Source organism: Alkalibacterium sp. f15 (assembly GCF_049389645.1).
Lineage (GTDB): Bacteria > Bacillota > Bacilli > Lactobacillales > Carnobacteriaceae_A > Alkalibacterium.
In genome coordinates this window covers 1,396,111-1,415,456 of sequence record NZ_CP186540.1, presented here as the reverse complement: position 1 = coordinate 1,415,456, position 19,346 = coordinate 1,396,111, and the positions used below count along the sequence as shown (strand labels likewise).

Sequence of the window (19,346 nt, the reverse complement as noted above, 5' to 3'; positions counted from 1 at the left end):
TAACTATGTATAAAAAAGTGATATGGCCCCTATTATTGTTGAGTGCATTAGCCCTATCGATCCTATTTGTCTCAGGTTTCGTTGCCTCTATCGTTATAAGTAGGAGTGAAGAAACCGTTTATACAGAAGACCCGATGGAAGAATCAATCACTACACCCGAAGAAGACATGATTCCAGCGGAACCGTCTGATATACTCATTCTTGGAGACTCTATCGGATTTGGATTCGGTGACGAAGAAAATTTAGGTATAGGAGAAAGATACCTCGCTTTACTGGCTGACGAAAATGCAGATGAAAAGACCCTTACAAACATCTCAGTACCCGGCTATGACAGCAATCAACTTGCAGATTTAATTGGAAGCGGAGAACATAATTCCAGCATTTCAAATGCACAGTTGATCATTATTTCAATTGGCGGAAATGATTTGAATCGTCTGGAATACGAAGACAATTTAACTTTAACGCTTGCCTTTGAAGAAGCCCTCAACTCCTACAAAGAAAATCTGGCCTTTGTAGTCAGAGAGATTCGAGCCATCAATCCAGATGCACAATTGGCCTTCATAGGTTTGTACAATCCTTATAGCCAGGAAGAACCCCAAAATGCCAGATTACTTTTAGAATGGAATTACGAAACGCATTTAATAGTAGATTCGGATGTTAACTTTGTATTTATACCAACATATGAATTGTTTCAATATCATTTAAGCGACTATCTCTCTATCGATGAATTCCATCCAAATGGATCAGGTTATCAAGTTATAGCAGAAGAACTTTATCGGATATTGAACTAGAGAAGTGTAAAGCATTGAAAAGAGATATGGAATAATAGTTTATCTATCAGTTATCAAAAATCAGGGCATACTATGTTCATGAAGGAGTGGTTTTATTTTTACATTGGGAAGAAATATAGATTTTAGTTACAGAACAAATCAGATCATCGTACTCTTTACACTTTTAGTAGCGGCTATAGGTTGGATTTTAACAGGAGAAATTTCATCAGGGCTATATATAGGCGGTGGCGTCTTTTTGACCTGGGCACTTTCCAGAGAACTTGATTCAAAACATCAGTATTCAGCATTTATAGCCGCTGCCTTTTCACTTTTAAATTTACTCTATTATGAAAATGTTCAGCTCCTAGTGATTTTCTGGATACTTCTAATGATGAGAATAGTAAATGGCATTACAGGAAAAGAGCTGACCGTTTTCGATATATATTCAGTACTGGGGTTCACTGTTTACCTATCTTTTAACGATGAAAACAGTGTCTACTTACTTATATTTCTTTTAGCTATGACGTTTGTCACAAAAACGAGGGAAAAAGCAAAAGTGGTATTAATAGCTAGTGGGATTGGGTTGGCATTTTTTATAGCGGAGAGTTTTTTCATGAACTATTTATCCTTCAATAATATAGATTATTTAGACCCTATAACCCTATTTGTAATTGCCACATTGTGTCTATCGTTTATATTGTTTTGGTTTTTATCAAAAGTTGAAACCAAAGATGATAGAGGTAAGAGCGTAAACAGATCCAGACTCTTAGCAAGTCAAATGTTGTATAGTGCGACTGTTCTTCTGTTGTTTTTCTTTGGTGACATGAGTCTGAACAATCTAATTATATATATTTCAGCTATATTGGGTGTAGCCATTTACTTTATTGGATTCACGCTTTCAAGTAGGGTGCGTTCCGATTAAAAACTTGCGTCGGTTTCTGCTGTAGTTATTTATAATAAAAGTAGCATACCTTATTATAGGGCTAACTAGATTTATATACTTTTTTTATGGTATATTATGATGTATAAAAACTGAAAGAGGTGCATTATGGATAAGAAAAGACTTATTATTTACCCTATATTATTTTTAGTAACGCTGGCAATTGCCACACAAGGCTTTACTAATTTAGGTTTGGATGGACTAATTGTTCCATTACTTTTTACCTTTGCTTATTTCACCATAATCTTTGTTATAGCAACCGTGATCAAAAACAATTCAATTGTCGACATTGGTTGGGGCATGGGTTTTGTTGTTGGTAGTTGGCTTACCCTATTGGTGACTGAAGAGCCCACCATTTTATCGTATGTGATTGTTGGCTTTATTACTGTATGGGGTCTCAGATTATCATTACGTTTATTGAAAAGAAATTACGGAAAACCCGAGGATTTCCGATACGCACAGTGGCGTGAAGAGTGGGGAGAGAAAGTCGTCCTCATTGCCTTTTTCAGAGTGTTTATGGTTCAAGGCATTATCAACTTTATCGTTGGATCTGCCAGCTATACAGTAATCAAATACAACGAATTCAGTTTTGATGCAGCTCATCAGTATTTCGTTTACGCTGGATTGCTTATTGCGCTAGTCGGACTAATCTTTGAAGTGGTTGGTGACGAACAATTAAGACAGCACATCAGTAAAAAAACAGGTAAACTGCTACAATCAGGCCTATGGTCGGTCACACGTCATCCAAACTATTTTGGAGAGATATTAATTTGGATCGGATTATATGCCAGTGGTATTACGTTGTTCTTTACTGGTTCCGTGAACCCAATTTATTATATCTTGTTAGCTATCTCACCTATTTTAATGAGTACCGTATTGATCAAAATATCCACTCCATTACTAGAGAAAAACATGGAGAAATATGATGAATGGGAAGAATACACACAGAGAGTACCAATGCTTTTCCCTTGGGCTAAAAAATAATTTAGCCTGGTAAGTTGTTAAAGACACTTTGATAGATGAAGTATACGAAGCTGTGTGAGAGGAATGAGTTATCTATTCCTCTCACACAGCTTTTTAATATGTTCTATCGGAGCGGAAAGCCCTAATCAACTTGATCCCTCTGACTCTTGAAATAGGTATTGAAATTTAGTGTACTAATTGTCTGTAAAGGGAATATAATAAATATAAACAATCATTGAAACACTGCCTTGCATTAAATTACTGGTAAGTATTTATTAGCAACTTGTAAAGGACGGATGCTATATGGATATCACAAACTTGATTGAAGTAAAAACAAGACAGGAGTTGCGTGCCTGGCTTGAAGAGAATGCAGCTACAGAGACATTCTGTTGGATAGTTATCAGTTCGGCTAAACAAATAGATGGGATTCACTATTTAGATGCAGTTGAAGAGGCCCTGTGCTTTGGTTGGATCGACGGTATCCGAAAAACATTACCTAGTGGAAAGTCTGCCCAGAGATTCTCTCCCAGACGAAAGAACAGCAACTGGACAGAGTTGAATAAAGAACGGGTCCGACGATTGGAAAAAATGGGCTTGATGAAAGAAAGTGGCAGACAGGTCCTGCCAGATATGTCCCCTAGTTCGTTTAAAATCGACCCTGAGATCGAGGAACGTTTGAAAGCGGATGAAGACCTGTATCATAACTTTCTCGCCTTACCTGAGCTTTACAGACGAATTCGCTTAGATAATATCCAAGGCAACGAGAATCAACCTGATCTGTTTAATAGAAGACTGGATAAGTTTATTTTAAATACTCGTGACAACAAGCTTTATGGCCAATGGAATGATAATGGCCGCCTGATCGACTACTAGTTGGAAAGTTATAATATGGTCATTGATCGATTTGATATACCGTGGAAATCTAACAGCACCGCAAGCAATTTTTTGTCTTAACATTAGAAATAACATCACGAACCCTTAAATGTCTGAGGTTTCGTGATGTTTTTCCGTTCCTGAGGCAGCTGCAACTTAGCTTTTTTTGCCTTTGTTAAACTTTACCGACACGTTTCGCAAGCCATTTTCTTCAAATTCCTTTTGGTATATATCCTCTCTAGACCAGTACTTTTTCAAATCTTCATCCTTGTCAGAGATCTCTCCAGTCAACATTATCAGTTTCTGCGTATCTCGCGTGGCTAACCGTGAGGCTAATTCTGTCCAGAAGATTTCATCGTCGTAATCCTCAATATATTCCTGAACTTTTCCTGACTCATATTCCCTTGTTTCAAAGTGCCTATCGTATTCTTTATCATATTTAATGTTATCCTCTTGTCCCATTTGTTTTGCAAACGAATAGATATACTCTCGAAGCTCCTCATATTCCTCTACTGTATCATCAGTGCGAATACCGTTAACAACCATATCTCCTAAATGAATCAAATCTATGAGTGAGCGATACTGTTTCTTCGTGAAGTTGATTTTCATGGGTAAGCTCCTTATATTTAAATTTATAGTTAAATAATTTCTTCAATTATATAGTATCATACTACGCGGCTTATCAGTCTCTCAAGCAATATGAAAAGCAAAAAATACACTTCCCCTTCCGAACGGTTATGTCCAGTAAGAGGAGTGTATTTTAAATAATGAGTAACTACATAAAAACCTATTCAATATCTAAAGAAAAAGCATAAGTTGCTGTACCTTGTTCCCAGTGTGCCAGCACTTCGTAAATAACTATGCCTTCACCTGATAGAACTACTTCATCTGATTCGCTAAGAATGGCGTTGTCTTCATCCCATATCCTCACAGTGTAACGATCTGGTTGTTCTTCGAAACCAAGATCGATAGTTGTGTCCGCCGTGACTTCCATTGGATCAATAATGCTGACTAATTCTGGCGGAGCAGCAGCATCTACTTCTGTTGCAGTTACTGTCCCGTCCTCATTTTCAACACTCCAGCTATACGTACCAAGAACAGGGTCAAGAATTTCTTCTCCAGCATAAAGAGTTAAACCTGGTGGCTCTGGAAAATTTTCTTCAAAAGACTCTTTCGTATCGTCGTCATTGCTGACTTGCCTAGTTTCGCCATTATTATCGACTCCGTCGTCCGTTTCACTTGTATCGGAGCAGCCTGTTAGTGAAAAAAAAACGATAAAAGATAGAGACACAACCACTAATTTGGAATTCATATGCTTCCTCCTAATTGGTTTAACCATACTTTTTTTGGTGTTCTTTTTTTAGTTTGAGATAGTCTTCATCTTCTCTTACAATGATCCATTTCTCTTCAAAGATGGCAGCTGATTCCGCTTTTTCCGGGTCGATATCTCTGTCCTTCACGTCACCGTCTTCGTTGTATTTCCTGCCACCTTTATAGTTCGCATAACGGCGGGACCTGGTGTAGCCCATCTGGAGATATTTCCTCGCCATGTCCATCCCGACAAAATCCCCATCCTTTTTATAATCCAGGTACATTTGATAAATCATTTCGGATGACTCTTTTGCGATTTCAGGTGTCTTAAATCGCCAGTGCTGGAGTATCTCGCTCTTGTAGGGCTCTACCATCAGCACGCCCTGTTCTCCTCTGCCCACTTTGTAAAGTTCCGGCTGCTCGCGAAAGTTAATGTTCTCAAAATCCAAGTCATAGTCGAATGGCATGTATATCTCCTCTTGAAGTTTTCGTTTACCAAAAAATATGCATCTTATATTTTGCGTTGATTAACAATCAAGCCATTTTCCACACAAAGATACGCTCAAACTATGACCTATTATTCAAAAGTTGTGATTTTTTTTGCATCTAGCCGAACAGTTTCTTCGCCTGTTTCCAATGCTTTACCCACAGATAAAATCAGAACCGGAACGTAGCGTTCTTTGTCTAATCCAACCGCTTCTGCTAATTGGCCATGCTCGAATCCGGCGATAGGATTTGTATCATAACCGTGGCTACGTGCAACAAGCATAAACTGCATAGCTGCTAAAGCGGAATCGAGTTTTACTGCTTTCTTCATTTTTTCTTTATTGAAGCTTTTATAGAGAGGAATGATATCAGCCAACTGCTCGTTTTTCACTTTCTCTGACATTTTTCCTTCTGCCACTGCTTTATCGTAGATCTCTTCTGCGTATTCATAACACTGCAAATCTCCGAAAATCAGAAGCATTGCTGATGATGTATCGTTTTGTATTGTATTCCATCGAACCAGGGGCCTTAATTTTGCTTTCCCTTCATCACTATCCACCACGACAAAGCGCCAAGGCTGCAAATTTACTGATGACGGGGCTCTTGTTGCTTTTTGAATCATTTCAAGCATTTCTTCGCGAGAAATCTTGACGGTTTCATCATAAACTCGAATAGATCTACGACCTAAAGCGATATCTGAAAAATCGTTATTTTTCAACATTGTATAGCCTCTTTTCTTTTCCCTTGACACTAATTTTTAGTAGTTAGGAAACAATTACCTTTCTTCATTTTACCCTTTTTCACTCTATCGTTCGAATGAAATCTCTTGTCTTATTGATTATACTATTTATATAGTATATATTTACAATATCATGCATATGTGAGTTAATCTACAGCGATTTGTAATATTTGATTTCACCATTCACACTATTATCCTTAAAGTGTCTGGTAGACATTAACCGTCATATGAAGAGGTACTAATAAGGTTTACAATTACATCCTGATTAAGCAAAAACCAGATATCCTCAACATAATTAGTCGAGGACATCTGGCTTTACTTTTTTGATATTAATAAATAAATCGGAATCATACTATATTATATTATGAAAACTTACAGTCACTAGCTTCTCAAGCCGCGTCCTGTTTCAATTAAATACCAGTCGACCGCGTACAATACGCCGATAAATAGAATCAGTATGCCCATAGAAAGCAAAATCGGCACATCTATAATACCAAGGAAACCATACCGGAATCCTGAAATCATATAGACGATCGGATTGACTCGTGAAACGCCCTGCCAGAACGGAGGCAGCATCGAGATGGCATAAAATACCCCACCAAGATAAGTCAGCGGCTGCAGGACAAAGGTAGGCACGATCGACACATCATCAAAGGATTGGGCAAAAATACCGTTGAGTAAGCCTGCTAATGAGAACACAATAGACGTCATAAGTAGGGTAACTATGATAATGAACCATGAATACGCCTGGAGCGGAACGAAGAAGAGAGAAATGATCGTCACAAGGGTTCCCACAAGTATGCTTCTGCCCATCCCACCGATGACAAATCCCCACATAATGATGTGTGTCGGGACGGGTGCAATCAGCAGTTCTTCAATGTTTTTCTGGAATTTCTGCGAGAAAAAGGATGACGAGACATTAGAATAGGAACTTGTGATGACCGACATCATAATCAGTCCAGGCACGATGAATTCCATATAGGAGAATCCCTCCATCTGCCCGATTCTTTCACCAATCAGATTTCCGAAGATGACAAAGTATAATGATGTCGTGATCACTGGTGGAACTAAAGTTTGAACCCATATACGCAGATAGCGGTTCGTTTCTTTGACTGCCAGACTTTTTAAAGCTGTGTAATATAGGTTAAACATTTGAGTCCTCCACTTGGTCTGTTTTTTCGGTGATTTTCAGGAATAATTCTTCCAGCCTGTTGGATTTATTACGCATGGAAAGGACTTTGATTCCCTGTTGATTGAGCTGCTCAAACACTTCGTTGACTCCCTGATTACGCTCGACTTCTACAGAAAGAGTCGTTTCATCTTCAAGTTGACTCGGATAACCTTTAATTATTGGTTTTATATCAGAAGGCTCTAAATCAAAGATAAACGTCTCAAACATAAGTTTTGCCAGTAAGGCTTTCATGCTGGTATCTTCAATCAGTTCCCCAGTTTGAATAATGCCGATATTCCGGCAAAGCATTTCTGCTTCTTCCAGATTATGAGTCGTCAAAATAATCGTTGTTCCATTTGCATTCAACTCTTTCAGGAAACGCCACATTTCGCGTCTTAGCTCGATATCCACCCCGGCTGTTGGCTCATCTAAGATAAGTAGACGCGGTTCATGCATCAATGCGCGGGCGATCATTAATCTGCGTTTCATTCCGCCTGACAGCATACGGGCGCGTACATCCCGTTTTTCCCATAAATCAGATTGTTTCAGGTACTTTTCACTGCGCTCTAACGCTTCTTTACGTGGAACGCCGTAATATCCAGCCTGATTGACAACGATCTGCTGAACTTTTTCAAACGGATTGAAGTTGAACTCCTGAGGGACCAAACCGATCTGCTGTTTGGCACGTGTCAGATCGGTATCCAGATCATAACCAAAGACCTTTACATTTCCTGAGGTCTTGTTGACTAATGACGTGATAATGCCAATGATTGTTGATTTACCGGCACCATTGGGACCCAACAGCGCATAGAAGTCTCCTTCTTCAACCGTCAAATCGATGCCACGAAGTGCCTCAACGCCCCCCGCATATACTTTTTTCAAATCCTTTATTTCAAGTGCGTAAGTCATTTGTTTTTTATCTCCTTAATAGTTTCCTTTTTTACAGATGCATTCAAAATGCCCGACTTCTATTATATCACGAATCTGCTTATTTTTTGTTAGCTGTTTTCGGAAAGCTCTAGTCATGATAGGTATCAAATTCTTATAAAAAAATGAAAAGATACTCCACCTTATACAATAAGTCTTTTCACCTTAATAAACAACGGTTCAGCTAGCATTTCGATGACTTTTAAAAATCTGCAAAAAAACTCGCCCAATCGAATCAATCCGATTGAACGAGTACTGTCGTAAACAGCTTATTTAAGTGTAATCACTTCGCGATCAATATAACTTTGAATGCTTGCCTCTACCACTTGCGTAGCCGAATACCTTGGCTTGTATTCAATGAGTTTTTTAGCATTCTCGATGCTGTAGTACCCGCTGCGGGCAAGGTGGTGATAGGAAACACTTGCCTGTCGTTCACTCTCTACGTAATCGACCCACTTATCCCATGACAGGAACTCAATCTTGGGCTCCTGCTTGAAAAAGCGGTACATGGCCATGGCGTATCCATAAAGCGTCAGTGAATCTTCTGAGACAGCATGAAAGTTCTCTCCCAAAGCCTGCGTCCGGTGGTTCATCGCATCCACAAACATCTGCGCCACATCTTCAGCGTGTACTGGATGCAAGGTTTCCATGCCTAAGTTAGGGAGGCTGATTTCTTTCCCATCAGCGATCATCTGGAAGACATTGTCATCCCCGTAACCCAGCGGACTGATGATTGACCAGCCGGGACCACAGATTTGTCCCGGACTGATCATCGTTGCCGGGAAGCCGTTGACGCGATACTCATGCTTCAAATATTTTTCACTTTCATATTTCTGGCTACCGTATTCATCCAGTGGGTGTTTTACCCCATTTGGATCTGCCGGAACAGTTTCCGCCCGTCCATGTGTCCAAATCGTTGAACAATAAATGTAATGTGAAAGATCACTATCTTTTAACGCACTCACCATCTGTTTGACCTCTTCCAGTTTAAAACAGATCAGATCGATCACTACATCTGCGTTCATCTCTGCAATTTTCGCCGTAAAGTCCGGATCACTACTGCGGTCCAGTGCGACATGTTCTGCTTTATCCCACGTCCAGTCTTTGATATACGGATCACTTTTCCCGCGACTGACTGAAATAACCTGATGATTTTCTCTTACCAGTTTAGGAACTAAATACGTCCCAATGTGTCCACTCCCACCAATGACGACTACTTTCATCTTTTTGCCTCCTTGTAATAACTATTCTTCGACTCACTATCTCAATTGATCTTTTGGGGATGCTAAAAATATTAAAACCCTCAAAGCAATCTTTAATTTATTAAAAATCCCTGAATTGATAGGAATAAAAAGATGACTACATATGTCCATCCAGCAATTTTTCGATTTTCTTTGAATTCTTTTAACCCCATAATCAACATTGTCAAAGCTAAGAAGAACATTATAAAATGTAGACCTTCAAAGTTTTGGAATATCAGGCTGAATCCTGCTAGAAAAAGCACGATTATGGAAAAAATAATATGTAATACTTTTAACAAAATGAACACCTCCTGTCTCTTCTTATCTAAAGACTGTATTCTTGTTTAAGTATAATTTAACACACTTAACTGCTCAGTGAAATCCTATATCACTAATGACAAGCTAGGTTATACACTTACGTCACTTCGAACTCATTTTAGAACTTATCATTTGGAATTTTAAAGACTACCTATAACTATTATTCATATCGAGAAAATACTAGACGACCTAATTTATAAAAAAAGAAACTCCCTGTATAGGAATTTCTTTAATTCGAAGATTATTATTTGAGAATAGCATGGATATCAGTTATATTTTGATCATTCAGATATCTTTTGGGAATGATATATGCAGATACGGCACTTTAGTAAAGAATGCTCATATCATCGTATTCTAATATTTTTTCGGATAAGAGTAAATCCAATAAACATAAAACAATAATAATACAGTATACGCCTGGTTGATTGAATAGCAGTGTTCCCGAGAAGTAGATGACTAGCAAACAAAGTATTGGTAATAGAAACCTCATCATAGTGTACATATTCTTTTGCTACGGAGAATTTTGTGTATGGTTTTTACTAAAATCTTCTTCTTCTATTTCGCACTCTATTTTCATAATCAACCTCACAATAATTATTTTCATTAAATATACTAAATCACAAGATAACTTGCTCTATAATCTTATAGTTGAATTTATATTATATTAAGAGTAAATATGTATTTGTTATAAGTACTCAAGACGTACTCTCTCTTTTAATAAACAGATTTAGTTCAAAAAAATGAAATTCTTGTAGATTTGGTCTATGATCTTCAGCCCTTGTTTGACGCTGAAATTTCTTATATAGTATTGTTGCGTTTGAAAAAGCAAACAAAGGAGAAAGACATGTTATGAAGGTAAAAGGATTTTTGATTGATCATCAGACACGGTGTAAACATTATCATGGAGAGAAAGATATTGTCGCGATCAAATTTAAATGCTGTGGAGACTATTATCCTTGTTATAAATGCCATGATGAAAGTGTAAATCATACTAAAAAGCGCTGGTCTAAAGAAGAGTTTTCTAAAAAAGCAATCCTTTGCGGAGAATGTTTAACCGAATGTAACATAGAGGAGTATATGGCTCATCAAACATGTTCACACTGCGCCGCACATTTCAATCCGGATTGTCGGTTTCATTATGATGTATATTTTGAAGTTTAAGGTATTACGTTCAATTATTAAAGTATGCCTTAAATAGCATTCAACAATTATTCTACTGCGAGTGCAAAATACACTAGCTAGATTCTTTGTTAGAAGAAAGAATGGTTTACTATTCCAATTCATTTCTTTAAGAACAAGAAGAGTATATAAAAAGTAGGGAACCAACAATTTAACATTGTTGGTTCCCTACTTTTCCACCTATTCGTTAACTATACGATTATTTATTAAAAAGTATTGGAGCTTTTCGCATATATTTTCGGTCGTTTTTTGGCGTGTCTTTTTTTTGTATAGATTTTCCGCCGCCTGCTTTTTTCTCTTTGATTAACTCTAACATTTTTTCTTTTGAATTCATTTTTCTTACCACCTTTTATTCTGTCGCTACATTCTTTACGCTCGATAATCGGAATGATCATCTTGAATCGGTACCATAAAAAAAGCACCAGCAAAATGCTGATGCTTTTTTAGTACACACTTTATTAAGTTTAAGCTGATTTGCACCAACTTGAACCAAAAAGCTCTTGTAAACGTTGATACAACAATGAGTTGCTTAACGTTTTGAGAATTGTGGAGATTTACGCGCTTTTTTAAGACCTGGTTTTTTACGCTCTTTCATACGAGGATCACGTGTTAGCAATCCAGCTGCTTTCAATGCTGGACGGAAATCAGGATCTACTTGTAATAATGCACGAGCGATTCCGTGACGAGCAGCGCCTGCTTGTCCTGAGAATCCACCACCGTTGACATTGATTCTAATGTCATAGCTATCTACTGTATCAGTTACAGCTAACGGTTGTTTCACTACTAAGTGTAAGTGAGCAAAGTTAATGTATTCAGTAATATCTTTTTTGTTGAAAGTTATTTTGCCAGAACCTGGTGTCATTATAACACGGGCTGTTGAGTTTTTACGACGACCAGTTCCTAAATATTGTACTTGTGTCAATTGAAGTCCCTCCTTAAATCAAGTTTGTGATGTCTAATACTTCTGGTTGTTGAGCTTGGTTTTTGTGCTCTCCGCCAGCATAAACATGTAATTTTTTAATTTGTTTGCGTCCTAATGAGTTATGAGGAATCATACCTCTAACAGACGTTTCGATTAAACGTTCAGGTCTGTTGGTACGCATATTGCCAGCAGTTACTTGTTTCAAACCGCCTGGGTGTCCAGTGTGACGAGAATAAAGTTTATCCGTCGCTTTTTTACCTGTTAATTTAATGTGTGATGCGTTTAATACGATGACATGGTCACCTGTATCAACGTGTGGTGTGAACGTAGGTTTATTTTTACCACGTAAAATAGATGCAACGACAGTTGATAGACGTCCTAAAGGAATGTCTGTAGCGTCGACTACATACCATTTACGTTCAATGTTACTTTCATTTGCCATAAATGTTGTACGCACAATCTTAACCTCCAAATTTTCTTTTCTAATTTCAGTTTCAGCAATAATTGCTTTCCCTATCTTTTACTGTATCGATCTGATGTAAAGGGGAAAGACTCTTCGTTGTTTGTTCCAGAATAAGTTTCCGACGCCTATTATGGTGGCAAACAATACCATCTAAAATACTAACTCAAATGAGTTGTAATGTCAACCGTTATTTTGTTTTTTCAGTACATTTTCTCATTTCATTTAAAAAAGTGTATCTTGTTGACAAAGCCGCTCATTTTAAGCGGTCAGTTCTGCAATCCTCTGCCTTATCTTACCTCTATTATCTTTAATTATGCTAAAATTAATTAACAACTTTTCTAAATACATCAATTTACACGAATCATGGTTTTCTTGTTTGTTTATGACGAAAAAAATAAATGCGAGGAGACGAACAGATGACACATGAATGGAATCCAAAAGAATTTATCTTCAATAATACTGATTACAATTTCTGGAAAGGCAACCACGTCGTCCTGCGTGCCATGAAAGAAACAGATGTGACATTAAGAAATGAAGAAACAAATGACAGTAACGGTTTCAGACTCATGAACTGGGGCGTTGAGTTACCCAAGAGTCTCGATATGGATAAAGTGGAAATCGATGAATGGGTCGACTTCAAAGACTATGAGAATGGCCTCATGTTCTCAATCGATAACCTGGAAGGTGAACATGTCGGAGCCATCTACCTCAATTCGATCGACATGAAAAACGGGACGTTCAGTTTCGGCATTCGCATCTACAGACCTTTCCGAAATAGAGGGTATGCACAGGAGGCCATACGGATCGTTTTACGGTATGCTTTCTTTGAACTGAGACTTCAAAAATGTAATTCGGGTTGTGTAGAGGGCAACACGGCTTCTCAGACCATGCATGAAAAGGTCGGGTTCATCGTTGAAGGCAGCGTTCGACGTGCCATCTATATGAATGGCCATTATTACAACGATTTGAAGCTTGGCCTGACAGTGGAAGAGTTTATCGAAAATGAGAAACCTGATTCTTAAAAAATCAAAAGACGTGCTTTAGCCAAGGATCACTCCTCGATAAAGCACGTCTTTTAATTATTTTCAATTATCTGCATTGCCGTTCATCGTCTGTTTCATATCTTAAAAAATAGCAAAGCCTAATACGGCGATGAGCATGGGCAATCCGACGGCAAAGAGAATATCTCGGGTTTTGATCGTCATCTGCATCTGCATGACTCGGTCCTCACTGAAGCCTTTGGATTCCATCGCCAAAGACAAGTGCTCGGACCAGCGGACCATGCGGATCATCATCGTGAAAACGGGTTTCGTATCAAACGGCTTGACGGGTATGTTTCTCACCTGAAGGGCCAGTTTGGAATTCTCGCGTTCCCTTTGTATGAGCGAGGTCAAGTTGATAGCCGCCAAGATGGCATAGCCCAACTTCATCGGCATCCTGGCCTGCTGGATAAAGCTCGCAATCAGTTCATGCGGGTCAGTGGTCAGGCTGTAACTGATGCCCAACATGGCAAATGAAAAGATACGCGTGCCCAGATTCAGCCCATTGACGAAATCCTTACCGCTTGGTGAAGGCACCGAATTATTCGCCAAGGCAAAGAGTGCCTGCTCAGAACTAAAAATCCAACCGGTAAAGAAGTAACTGAGCGAAATAAGTGTGATCGGAACCATTATTTTGAGCAACGTCGTCGGGTTGGTTCGTTTAGAAGTCACTAAAAAGAGTACGCACAACAGTGCAACGATAATGTTTACTTGCCACTGAAACGTAAAACCTAATATGAGCGTGCCAATAAGTGTACCGATAGTTTTTACCGTTGGATTAATTGAATCGATCATCTGACCTGACACACCCTCTTCTCTTTGATTTCATAGACCTGATCGGCATAAGCATCCACTAACTCGTGGTCATGACTGGTGAACAGACACGTCATGCCTTCCTGACAGAGTTCATTCAACTTATCCATTATCTTCTTAGCGTTTCTGGCATCCTGACCGTATGTGGGTTCATCCACCAGCAATAATTTCTGGTCCCCCACGGTCATACATAAAACGGCTAACCGGCGCTGCTGCCCCTGACTCATGATCCAGGGCGACTTCCCGATTTGATCTTCAAAGTGATGCTGATCCAGTATTTCTCTTGCTTTCACTTTTGCCTGCTCTTCTTCGAGGCTTTCCCAGGCCGTGAGACTCAGCACCATTTCATCCAAAACGTTTGTTTTAACGAACTGCAGTGACGGATCTTGGAAAACCAGACCGATTTTAGAATACAAATTTTCTGGTTTCAGCGTCTTCACGTTTTTTCCCTGAAGACGTATCTCCCCTTTATACGGGGACACATTTAAAATGGCTTTAAAGAGCGACGTCTTTCCGATACCGCTGGGTCCAACCAGTGCCGTCAACGAGCCTTTATTCAAGTTGAAATGCGCTTCTTCGATCAAGGTATTCGTCTGTGTCTCTTTTTTGAACAGTGATTTTCGTGTCGTTTTCTCGTGATAAACGGCTACCTTGTCCAGCTCCAAGAGAATCTCTTTTGACTCCAGGTCTCTTTTGGGAACAGCCGAGACATCCACCACGATTCCTTCTTTTGTCAACAGCTCTCGAATGGTCGTTTCCGAGTCTATCAGAGAAAGATCATGAAGCTGCTGAGCGCTGTCGAGCAGCAACCAGCGGTCCACCCAGTTCCACCGGTCGACATGGTGATCGATGATGACAACTGATTTTCCTTTTCTGACCAGTTCTTTCATGTAGCGGATATAGTCCTGCATCGTTTCGTCGTCCACGTTTGCGAAAGGCTCATCCATGATATAAAGCGGGACATCCACTAAATCGGCACAGACGAACGCGGCACGCTGAAGCTCCCCACCTGACAAATCGTCAAACGAACGGTCAAGCAGATACGCCAGGTTGAATTCTCTCGCTTTATCTTCTACGATCCCGTTCATTTCATCAGGGTTGAACCGGCTGTTTTCCAAAATAAAGACCAGCTCTTCACGCAGGGTCTTCATACTGAATGACAAGCGGGCATTCTGAAAAATCGTCCTGACCGACTCTGAACGCTTTACCACAGACTGATGCTGCACATCTTCACCGCTGATTCTGATATGGGAAACGTCTTGTTTTCCACCGTATTCCGGATAGTAGCCAATAAGGATATTGGCCAGGGTGCTCTTACCACTGCCACTTCCACCGCACAGCAAAACGATTTCCCCTTTACCCACTTCAAAACTAACCGAATCGATGCGTTTCTTGCCACCGATTTCAAAAGACAGATTTTCTACTGCTAAAGTCACATTACTCAAATATTTCACTCGTTTCCAGATTATGATTTAAGATACCAGCTTCATCCAGCTTGTCACAGATACGCTTTGACAAGTACCCTGTAAAGAACAAGGAACTCAGTAAACGAACGACGAAAATCGCGGCGACGATCCGCCAGTCCATTGCGAGGTAATTACTTCTAAAGCCTGTCCAGAGAAAGGACAATACAGCAGCGGATAAAGCCGAAAGCATCGCGATTTTATACGAATATTTTCCGTATTTGGTTAACGCGAAAGGGATTTCGACGCCGACACCTTGTATAAAAGCAGAGACAAGGACCATGACACCAAACATATTACCGAGCATCACTTCGATCAAAGCCGCAATGACCTCGGTGATGATGCCTACGGCCGGTTTGCGGATGAGATAGGTCGTGATGATCGCTGCCATGAACCAGATACCAAAAAAAGGTTCATACCCGAGCACGCCTAAGCCGAAAGGTGTCAAGATGGTGGTCAGAGCTGTTCCCGCATAGACTGCCATCAAATACAATACGCCAAACACGACCGAAATGAGCGCCATCAGTAAATAATCGCGCAATGTTAATTTGTTTCTATTCATTCGATTTCTCCTTCCGGTACGCTGCAGTGAAGTGTAATCTGACTGACGTAGTGACTGACTTCTTTGCCTACAGTGTTTGAAACATATTCCAGATAATCAAAGACGTCCTGGACATTTCCGCCCAGGTTGGTCCCATAGTGTCCGGAACCCGTGACGACTCCACGTTCGATGCCTTCGTTGACGACTTCAGCGATGGTCGCCATATAGTCATCCGAGCCCATCGGATACAGGGCAAATTTACCGATGACTGGAAAGTCGATGGCTTTGCTTTCTTCCCGGTTGATTTTCGGGTCATCCAATGCCAGTGTATAATCGCTGTCACTGTCTCCAGGACACCCTTTTGATACGGTCGCTTCCAGGGTCATGTGCACGCCTTTTCGGTAAGCAAACACGTACGCCGCTTTCAGTGCATCGAATACCGCTTCTTCTTTTCCGCGATAAACCGTTGAGATATGATCGGTTTCTGACCACACTTTCGATAAATCGACTTGCTTGATTGCATCTAAAATAATCGTTTCAAAATCATCACTCATCGGTGACAAGTTGAAGCGAGCGCCTGTAATTCCCATTGTAGAACCAGGCTTTCCAGCTGAACACTTTCCGTAGTTGACATAGTTTTTTGACATTAAAAAAACTCCTCCAAACGAAAAAAATCCATAGGAAAGAGACATCATATATAGATCTCCCTCCGCAGCCATTACGCTGATCAGGTTACTGGTCTGATATACATCACTCTCAGCCTTCTTGAAAAGACTCCCAGGATCATTCGTATTTAATTTTTTTATTACATGTAAACTCTAACATCATACATGTTTAAACGCAACAATAACGATTATGATGTTTGGTTGTATTAGATAGTTTCTGCATGTGTTTGCTTGTCACAGTGGGCCATTGGTATTACTCTAGTTGACTGATTAGGCCTAGTCGCCTAATCAGGACCGCATTGGCATCACTCAAATCAGTTTCTCGCTGAGTTTGCCTAAGTTGGCTCTTGTTGGCATCACTCAAATCGGTTTCCCGCTGAGTTTACCTAAGTTGACTCTTCTTCGCATCACTCAAATCGGTTTCTCGCTGAGTTTACCTAAGTTGACTCTTCTTCGCACCACTCAAATAAGTTTCTCGCTGAGTTTACCTAAGTTGACTCTTCTTCGCACCACTCAAATAAGTTTCTCGCTGAGTTTACCTAAGTTGACTCTACTTAGCATCACTCAAATCAGTTTCCCGCTGAGTTTACCTAAGTTGACTCTACTTAGCATCACTCAAATCGGTTTCCCGCTGAGTTTGCCTAAGTTGGCTCTTCTTCGCATCACTCAAATCGGTTTCTCGCTGAGTTTGCCTAAGTTGGCTCTTGTTGGCATCTGCTCAAGATGAATGATCAGGCGGCTCGCCTGATCAGGTCCGCATTGGGTTCAGTTTCTCGTAAAGCTGCGGTGAGTCGAGAAGAAACGGGTAGAGTAGTCCACCGCATCTTTCACCAGATACAACTTGGCCACTGCATTGCCTATCTTTCCGGTTTTGACCCGGCCGTCCTCTTCCAGCTGGTAGCCAATAATCAGAAAATTTTCCTCTTCCAGCTCGATGTCTTTAAACGTCTGCCATACACGTTCGCCGTCAACTATTCTCGGTGCCCCTTCTTCCATCGTTTCTGCGTTTGGTGCCCGGTATTCGCCTAGATGCATGGCTGTTGAGGCGTCGTAATCCGTTCCAATAGCTAAGACCATAGCATTTTTATCGTAAAGCTTTTTAAGCGGCGAGTGTTCGCCGAGTCCGAAGTCCAGGGAGTGATCTGAAACGATATCCTTGGCATCTTTCCCCCGGGCGGCGAACGAGACAGTCGGATGGTCACTTCTCAGTACATCGGGATAGGTACGGAACAGATCAGGAACCACACCCATGTAGGGACACGGCGTAGTTTTCGGATCATATGCCGGCATTGTTTCGCGTATCACCGGCCACCAGTTTTTTGGAACAGCCGGGTCCTCCCATTTCGACGGCTCACTCAAGTCACTGGTGTGGGTCGGCATGACCAGTGTGCCGGTTTCTTTGTCTACGACATTAATAAGAGCTTCCACGAGCGCCGCTGCCCCACCATTTACCCAGCCGATTTTTGACAGGGACGTATGAACGAGCAGTGTCATGTCCGATTTTATTCCCAATTGTCTAAGGTCGTCCGCTAGTGATGCAACTGTATTTGGTTCAGTTGTCTGCTTAATCAGTTTTTTCATATCAGCTCTATTTCCCCTTTTCATGATGCACGATTTCGAATGTTTCAGACGCCAGTTCTATTCTGTCTTCCACTTCTTTGAACTGGTCCAAGATGGCCGTAAACATGCGGTCTCTGACTCCCCGCCGCTCTCTTGTGTCCACGATATACCTTAAGCTCAAAGTGATGAAATTATCATCAAACGAGATAAATGCCTGCGGTTTCAAAGAAGCATTTTCTATGCGGTAGCGACGTTTCATGTTACCCCACTCTTCTTCAGCCTGTTTGTTATAGTTACCGATGGTGTCTTCCGCAATGGCCAATACAATTCCTTTAGCCAGCTTGATGTCACTGTCAAAGTGCAGCGGGACATGAATCTCATCCCATAAAAATTTAAAGTCGGCTGTGTAGTTGTATACCGGCGACGTGAAAATATAACTGTTCGCGACACGTACAATGCGTCCCGTATACTGGTCACCGTTTACCCACTCACCCATTTCCATGAGTGTTGTCCGCAACATTCCAATATCGACCACATCCCCTTTGGTTCCGCCCAGCAAGACACGGTCTCCGGTGTTGAAAAAGTCTCCAAACATGATGGCGAACCAGCCGGCAAAACTGACGATTACTTCTCTTAATGCATAGGTTACACCGGCGCCTGCCAGTCCTATAGCCGTAGAGAACCCACTTAAATTACTTCCAAAGATGTATACAAAAGCCAGCACAAGGATCAAATTGTTCAACCATTTTGCCATTTTCCGGGTGACGTACCAATTATCCGACCCCTTGAACCTTCTGTATAAACGATTTAAGATCAAGCGTCTTATCATTAAAAGAAATACGATGATCAAAACAAAAATGACAATATTGGTTACTAACGGGTAAGCCTCCGTGTACTCTGTGATCCACTCTCTCATCATCGAGACTCCTTTTCTGAACCTGCTAAGGTTGTAAGTTATACC

24 protein-coding genes and 1 riboswitch are annotated in these 19,346 nt (G+C 40.5%); of the genes, 7 read left to right on the top strand and 17 right to left on the bottom strand.

Annotation, left to right across the window (positions count from 1 at the left end; translation table 11 throughout):
* Positions 1–5: 5 nt before the first annotated feature.
* The 4 genes from ACO1PF_RS07035 (at position 6) to ACO1PF_RS07020 (ending at position 3,546) form a co-directional block, all read left to right on the top strand.
* A complete protein-coding gene (locus ACO1PF_RS07035; RefSeq protein ID WP_423188361.1) occupies positions 6–791 on the top strand; it encodes a GDSL-type esterase/lipase family protein in 786 nt (261 codons plus the stop codon).
* Between the two features lie 103 nt (positions 792–894).
* Positions 895–1,692, top strand: a complete 798-nt coding sequence (locus ACO1PF_RS07030) for a hypothetical protein (protein WP_423188360.1) — start codon at positions 895–897, stop codon at positions 1,690–1,692.
* A 126-nt stretch (positions 1,693–1,818) separates the two neighbouring features.
* Positions 1,819–2,694 carry a DUF1295 domain-containing protein gene (locus ACO1PF_RS07025; RefSeq protein ID WP_423188359.1) on the top strand — a complete coding sequence of 292 codons (876 nt, stop codon included), beginning with the start codon at positions 1,819–1,821 and terminating at the stop codon, positions 2,692–2,694.
* A gap of 282 nt (positions 2,695–2,976) precedes the next feature.
* The gene (locus ACO1PF_RS07020) at positions 2,977–3,546 is read left to right on the top strand and encodes a YdeI/OmpD-associated family protein (RefSeq protein WP_423188358.1); all 570 of its coding nucleotides are present in this window, start codon (positions 2,977–2,979) and stop codon (positions 3,544–3,546) included.
* A gap of 156 nt (positions 3,547–3,702) precedes the next feature.
* Here the strand turns inward: ACO1PF_RS07020 and ACO1PF_RS07015 are convergent, their stop codons facing one another.
* The 8 genes from ACO1PF_RS07015 to ACO1PF_RS06980 all read right to left on the bottom strand — a co-directional run bounded on the left by ACO1PF_RS07015 (position 3,703) and on the right by ACO1PF_RS06980 (position 9,720).
* Positions 3,703–4,155 carry a hypothetical protein gene (locus ACO1PF_RS07015; RefSeq protein ID WP_423188357.1) on the bottom strand — a complete coding sequence of 151 codons (453 nt, stop codon included), beginning with the start codon at positions 4,153–4,155 and terminating at the stop codon, positions 3,703–3,705.
* A gap of 178 nt (positions 4,156–4,333) precedes the next feature.
* Positions 4,334–4,858, bottom strand: coding sequence for a hypothetical protein (locus ACO1PF_RS07010; protein ID WP_423188356.1), 525 nt, complete (start codon positions 4,856–4,858; stop codon positions 4,334–4,336).
* Positions 4,859–4,877: 19 nt separating this feature from the next.
* Entirely contained in the window at positions 4,878–5,324 is a 447-nt protein-coding gene (locus ACO1PF_RS07005) for a DUF4385 domain-containing protein (RefSeq protein ID WP_423188355.1), read from the bottom strand.
* A 110-nt stretch (positions 5,325–5,434) separates the two neighbouring features.
* Positions 5,435–6,064: a nitroreductase family protein gene (locus tag ACO1PF_RS07000; protein ID WP_423188354.1), complete on the bottom strand. Its 630-nt coding sequence runs from the start codon at positions 6,062–6,064 to the stop codon at positions 5,435–5,437.
* A gap of 399 nt (positions 6,065–6,463) precedes the next feature.
* The gene (locus tag ACO1PF_RS06995; protein ID WP_423188353.1) at positions 6,464–7,234 is read right to left on the bottom strand and encodes an ABC transporter permease; all 771 of its coding nucleotides are present in this window, start codon (positions 7,232–7,234) and stop codon (positions 6,464–6,466) included.
* Positions 7,227–8,162, bottom strand: coding sequence for an ABC transporter ATP-binding protein (locus ACO1PF_RS06990; protein ID WP_423188352.1), 936 nt, complete (start codon positions 8,160–8,162; stop codon positions 7,227–7,229). The genes ACO1PF_RS06995 and ACO1PF_RS06990 overlap by 8 nt, the downstream gene beginning before the upstream one ends.
* 287 nt (positions 8,163–8,449) lie before the next feature.
* Complete coding sequence (locus ACO1PF_RS06985; RefSeq protein ID WP_423188351.1) at positions 8,450–9,403, bottom strand: NAD-dependent epimerase/dehydratase family protein; 954 nt, start codon at positions 9,401–9,403, stop codon at positions 8,450–8,452.
* A 92-nt stretch (positions 9,404–9,495) separates the two neighbouring features.
* Positions 9,496–9,720, bottom strand: a complete 225-nt coding sequence (locus ACO1PF_RS06980) for a DUF3953 domain-containing protein (protein ID WP_423188350.1) — start codon at positions 9,718–9,720, stop codon at positions 9,496–9,498.
* Between the two features lie 868 nt (positions 9,721–10,588).
* Between ACO1PF_RS06980 and ACO1PF_RS06975 the strand changes: the two genes are divergently transcribed.
* Positions 10,589–10,900 carry a CHY zinc finger protein gene (locus tag ACO1PF_RS06975; protein ID WP_423188349.1) on the top strand — a complete coding sequence of 104 codons (312 nt, stop codon included), beginning with the start codon at positions 10,589–10,591 and terminating at the stop codon, positions 10,898–10,900.
* 217 nt (positions 10,901–11,117) lie between these two features.
* Here ACO1PF_RS06975 and ACO1PF_RS06970 read toward each other — a convergent pair whose 3' ends face one another.
* From ACO1PF_RS06970 to rplM, 3 genes are all read right to left on the bottom strand, one after another.
* Positions 11,118–11,252 carry a hypothetical protein gene (locus ACO1PF_RS06970; RefSeq protein WP_071847966.1) on the bottom strand — a complete coding sequence of 45 codons (135 nt, stop codon included), beginning with the start codon at positions 11,250–11,252 and terminating at the stop codon, positions 11,118–11,120.
* Between the two features lie 195 nt (positions 11,253–11,447).
* The gene (gene rpsI, locus ACO1PF_RS06965; protein ID WP_071847967.1) at positions 11,448–11,840 is read right to left on the bottom strand and encodes a 30S ribosomal protein S9; all 393 of its coding nucleotides are present in this window, start codon (positions 11,838–11,840) and stop codon (positions 11,448–11,450) included.
* Positions 11,841–11,853: 13 nt separating this feature from the next.
* The gene (gene rplM, locus ACO1PF_RS06960) at positions 11,854–12,297 is read right to left on the bottom strand and encodes a 50S ribosomal protein L13 (RefSeq protein WP_410262396.1); all 444 of its coding nucleotides are present in this window, start codon (positions 12,295–12,297) and stop codon (positions 11,854–11,856) included.
* A gap of 422 nt (positions 12,298–12,719) precedes the next feature.
* Between rplM and ACO1PF_RS06955 the strand changes: the two genes are divergently transcribed.
* Entirely contained in the window at positions 12,720–13,325 is a 606-nt protein-coding gene (locus ACO1PF_RS06955; protein ID WP_423188348.1) for a GNAT family N-acetyltransferase, read from the top strand.
* 102 nt (positions 13,326–13,427) lie between these two features.
* On the opposite strand, the gene ACO1PF_RS06950 is transcribed toward ACO1PF_RS06955, so the two are convergent.
* From ACO1PF_RS06950 to ACO1PF_RS06935, 4 genes are read right to left on the bottom strand one after another with little or no spacing between them, the layout of a single operon-like run.
* The gene (locus ACO1PF_RS06950; RefSeq protein WP_423188347.1) at positions 13,428–14,138 is read right to left on the bottom strand and encodes an energy-coupling factor transporter transmembrane component T family protein; all 711 of its coding nucleotides are present in this window, start codon (positions 14,136–14,138) and stop codon (positions 13,428–13,430) included.
* Positions 14,135–15,592, bottom strand: a complete 1,458-nt coding sequence (locus ACO1PF_RS06945) for an ABC transporter ATP-binding protein (RefSeq protein ID WP_423190520.1) — start codon at positions 15,590–15,592, stop codon at positions 14,135–14,137. The genes ACO1PF_RS06950 and ACO1PF_RS06945 overlap by 4 nt, the downstream gene beginning before the upstream one ends.
* A 1-nt stretch (position 15,593) precedes the next feature.
* Complete coding sequence (locus ACO1PF_RS06940) at positions 15,594–16,181, bottom strand: ECF transporter S component (RefSeq protein WP_423188346.1); 588 nt, start codon at positions 16,179–16,181, stop codon at positions 15,594–15,596.
* Complete coding sequence (locus ACO1PF_RS06935; RefSeq protein WP_423188345.1) at positions 16,178–16,807, bottom strand: YkoF family thiamine/hydroxymethylpyrimidine-binding protein; 630 nt, start codon at positions 16,805–16,807, stop codon at positions 16,178–16,180. Before ACO1PF_RS06935 ends, ACO1PF_RS06940 begins: the two co-directional genes overlap by 4 nt.
* Positions 16,808–16,847: 40 nt before the next feature.
* Positions 16,848–16,951: riboswitch (TPP riboswitch) on the bottom strand.
* 214 nt (positions 16,952–17,165) lie between these two features.
* On the opposite strand from ACO1PF_RS06935, the gene ACO1PF_RS06930 reads away from it, so the two are divergent.
* Entirely contained in the window at positions 17,166–17,552 is a 387-nt protein-coding gene (locus tag ACO1PF_RS06930; protein WP_423188344.1) for a hypothetical protein, read from the top strand.
* A gap of 38 nt (positions 17,553–17,590) precedes the next feature.
* Here ACO1PF_RS06930 and ACO1PF_RS06925 read toward each other — a convergent pair whose 3' ends face one another.
* A complete protein-coding gene (locus tag ACO1PF_RS06925) occupies positions 17,591–18,406 on the bottom strand; it encodes an aminoglycoside N(3)-acetyltransferase (RefSeq protein ID WP_423188343.1) in 816 nt (271 codons plus the stop codon).
* Positions 18,407–18,413: 7 nt separating this feature from the next.
* Complete coding sequence (locus ACO1PF_RS06920; protein ID WP_423188342.1) at positions 18,414–19,304, bottom strand: mechanosensitive ion channel family protein; 891 nt, start codon at positions 19,302–19,304, stop codon at positions 18,414–18,416.
* Positions 19,305–19,346: the final 42 nt, after the last annotated feature.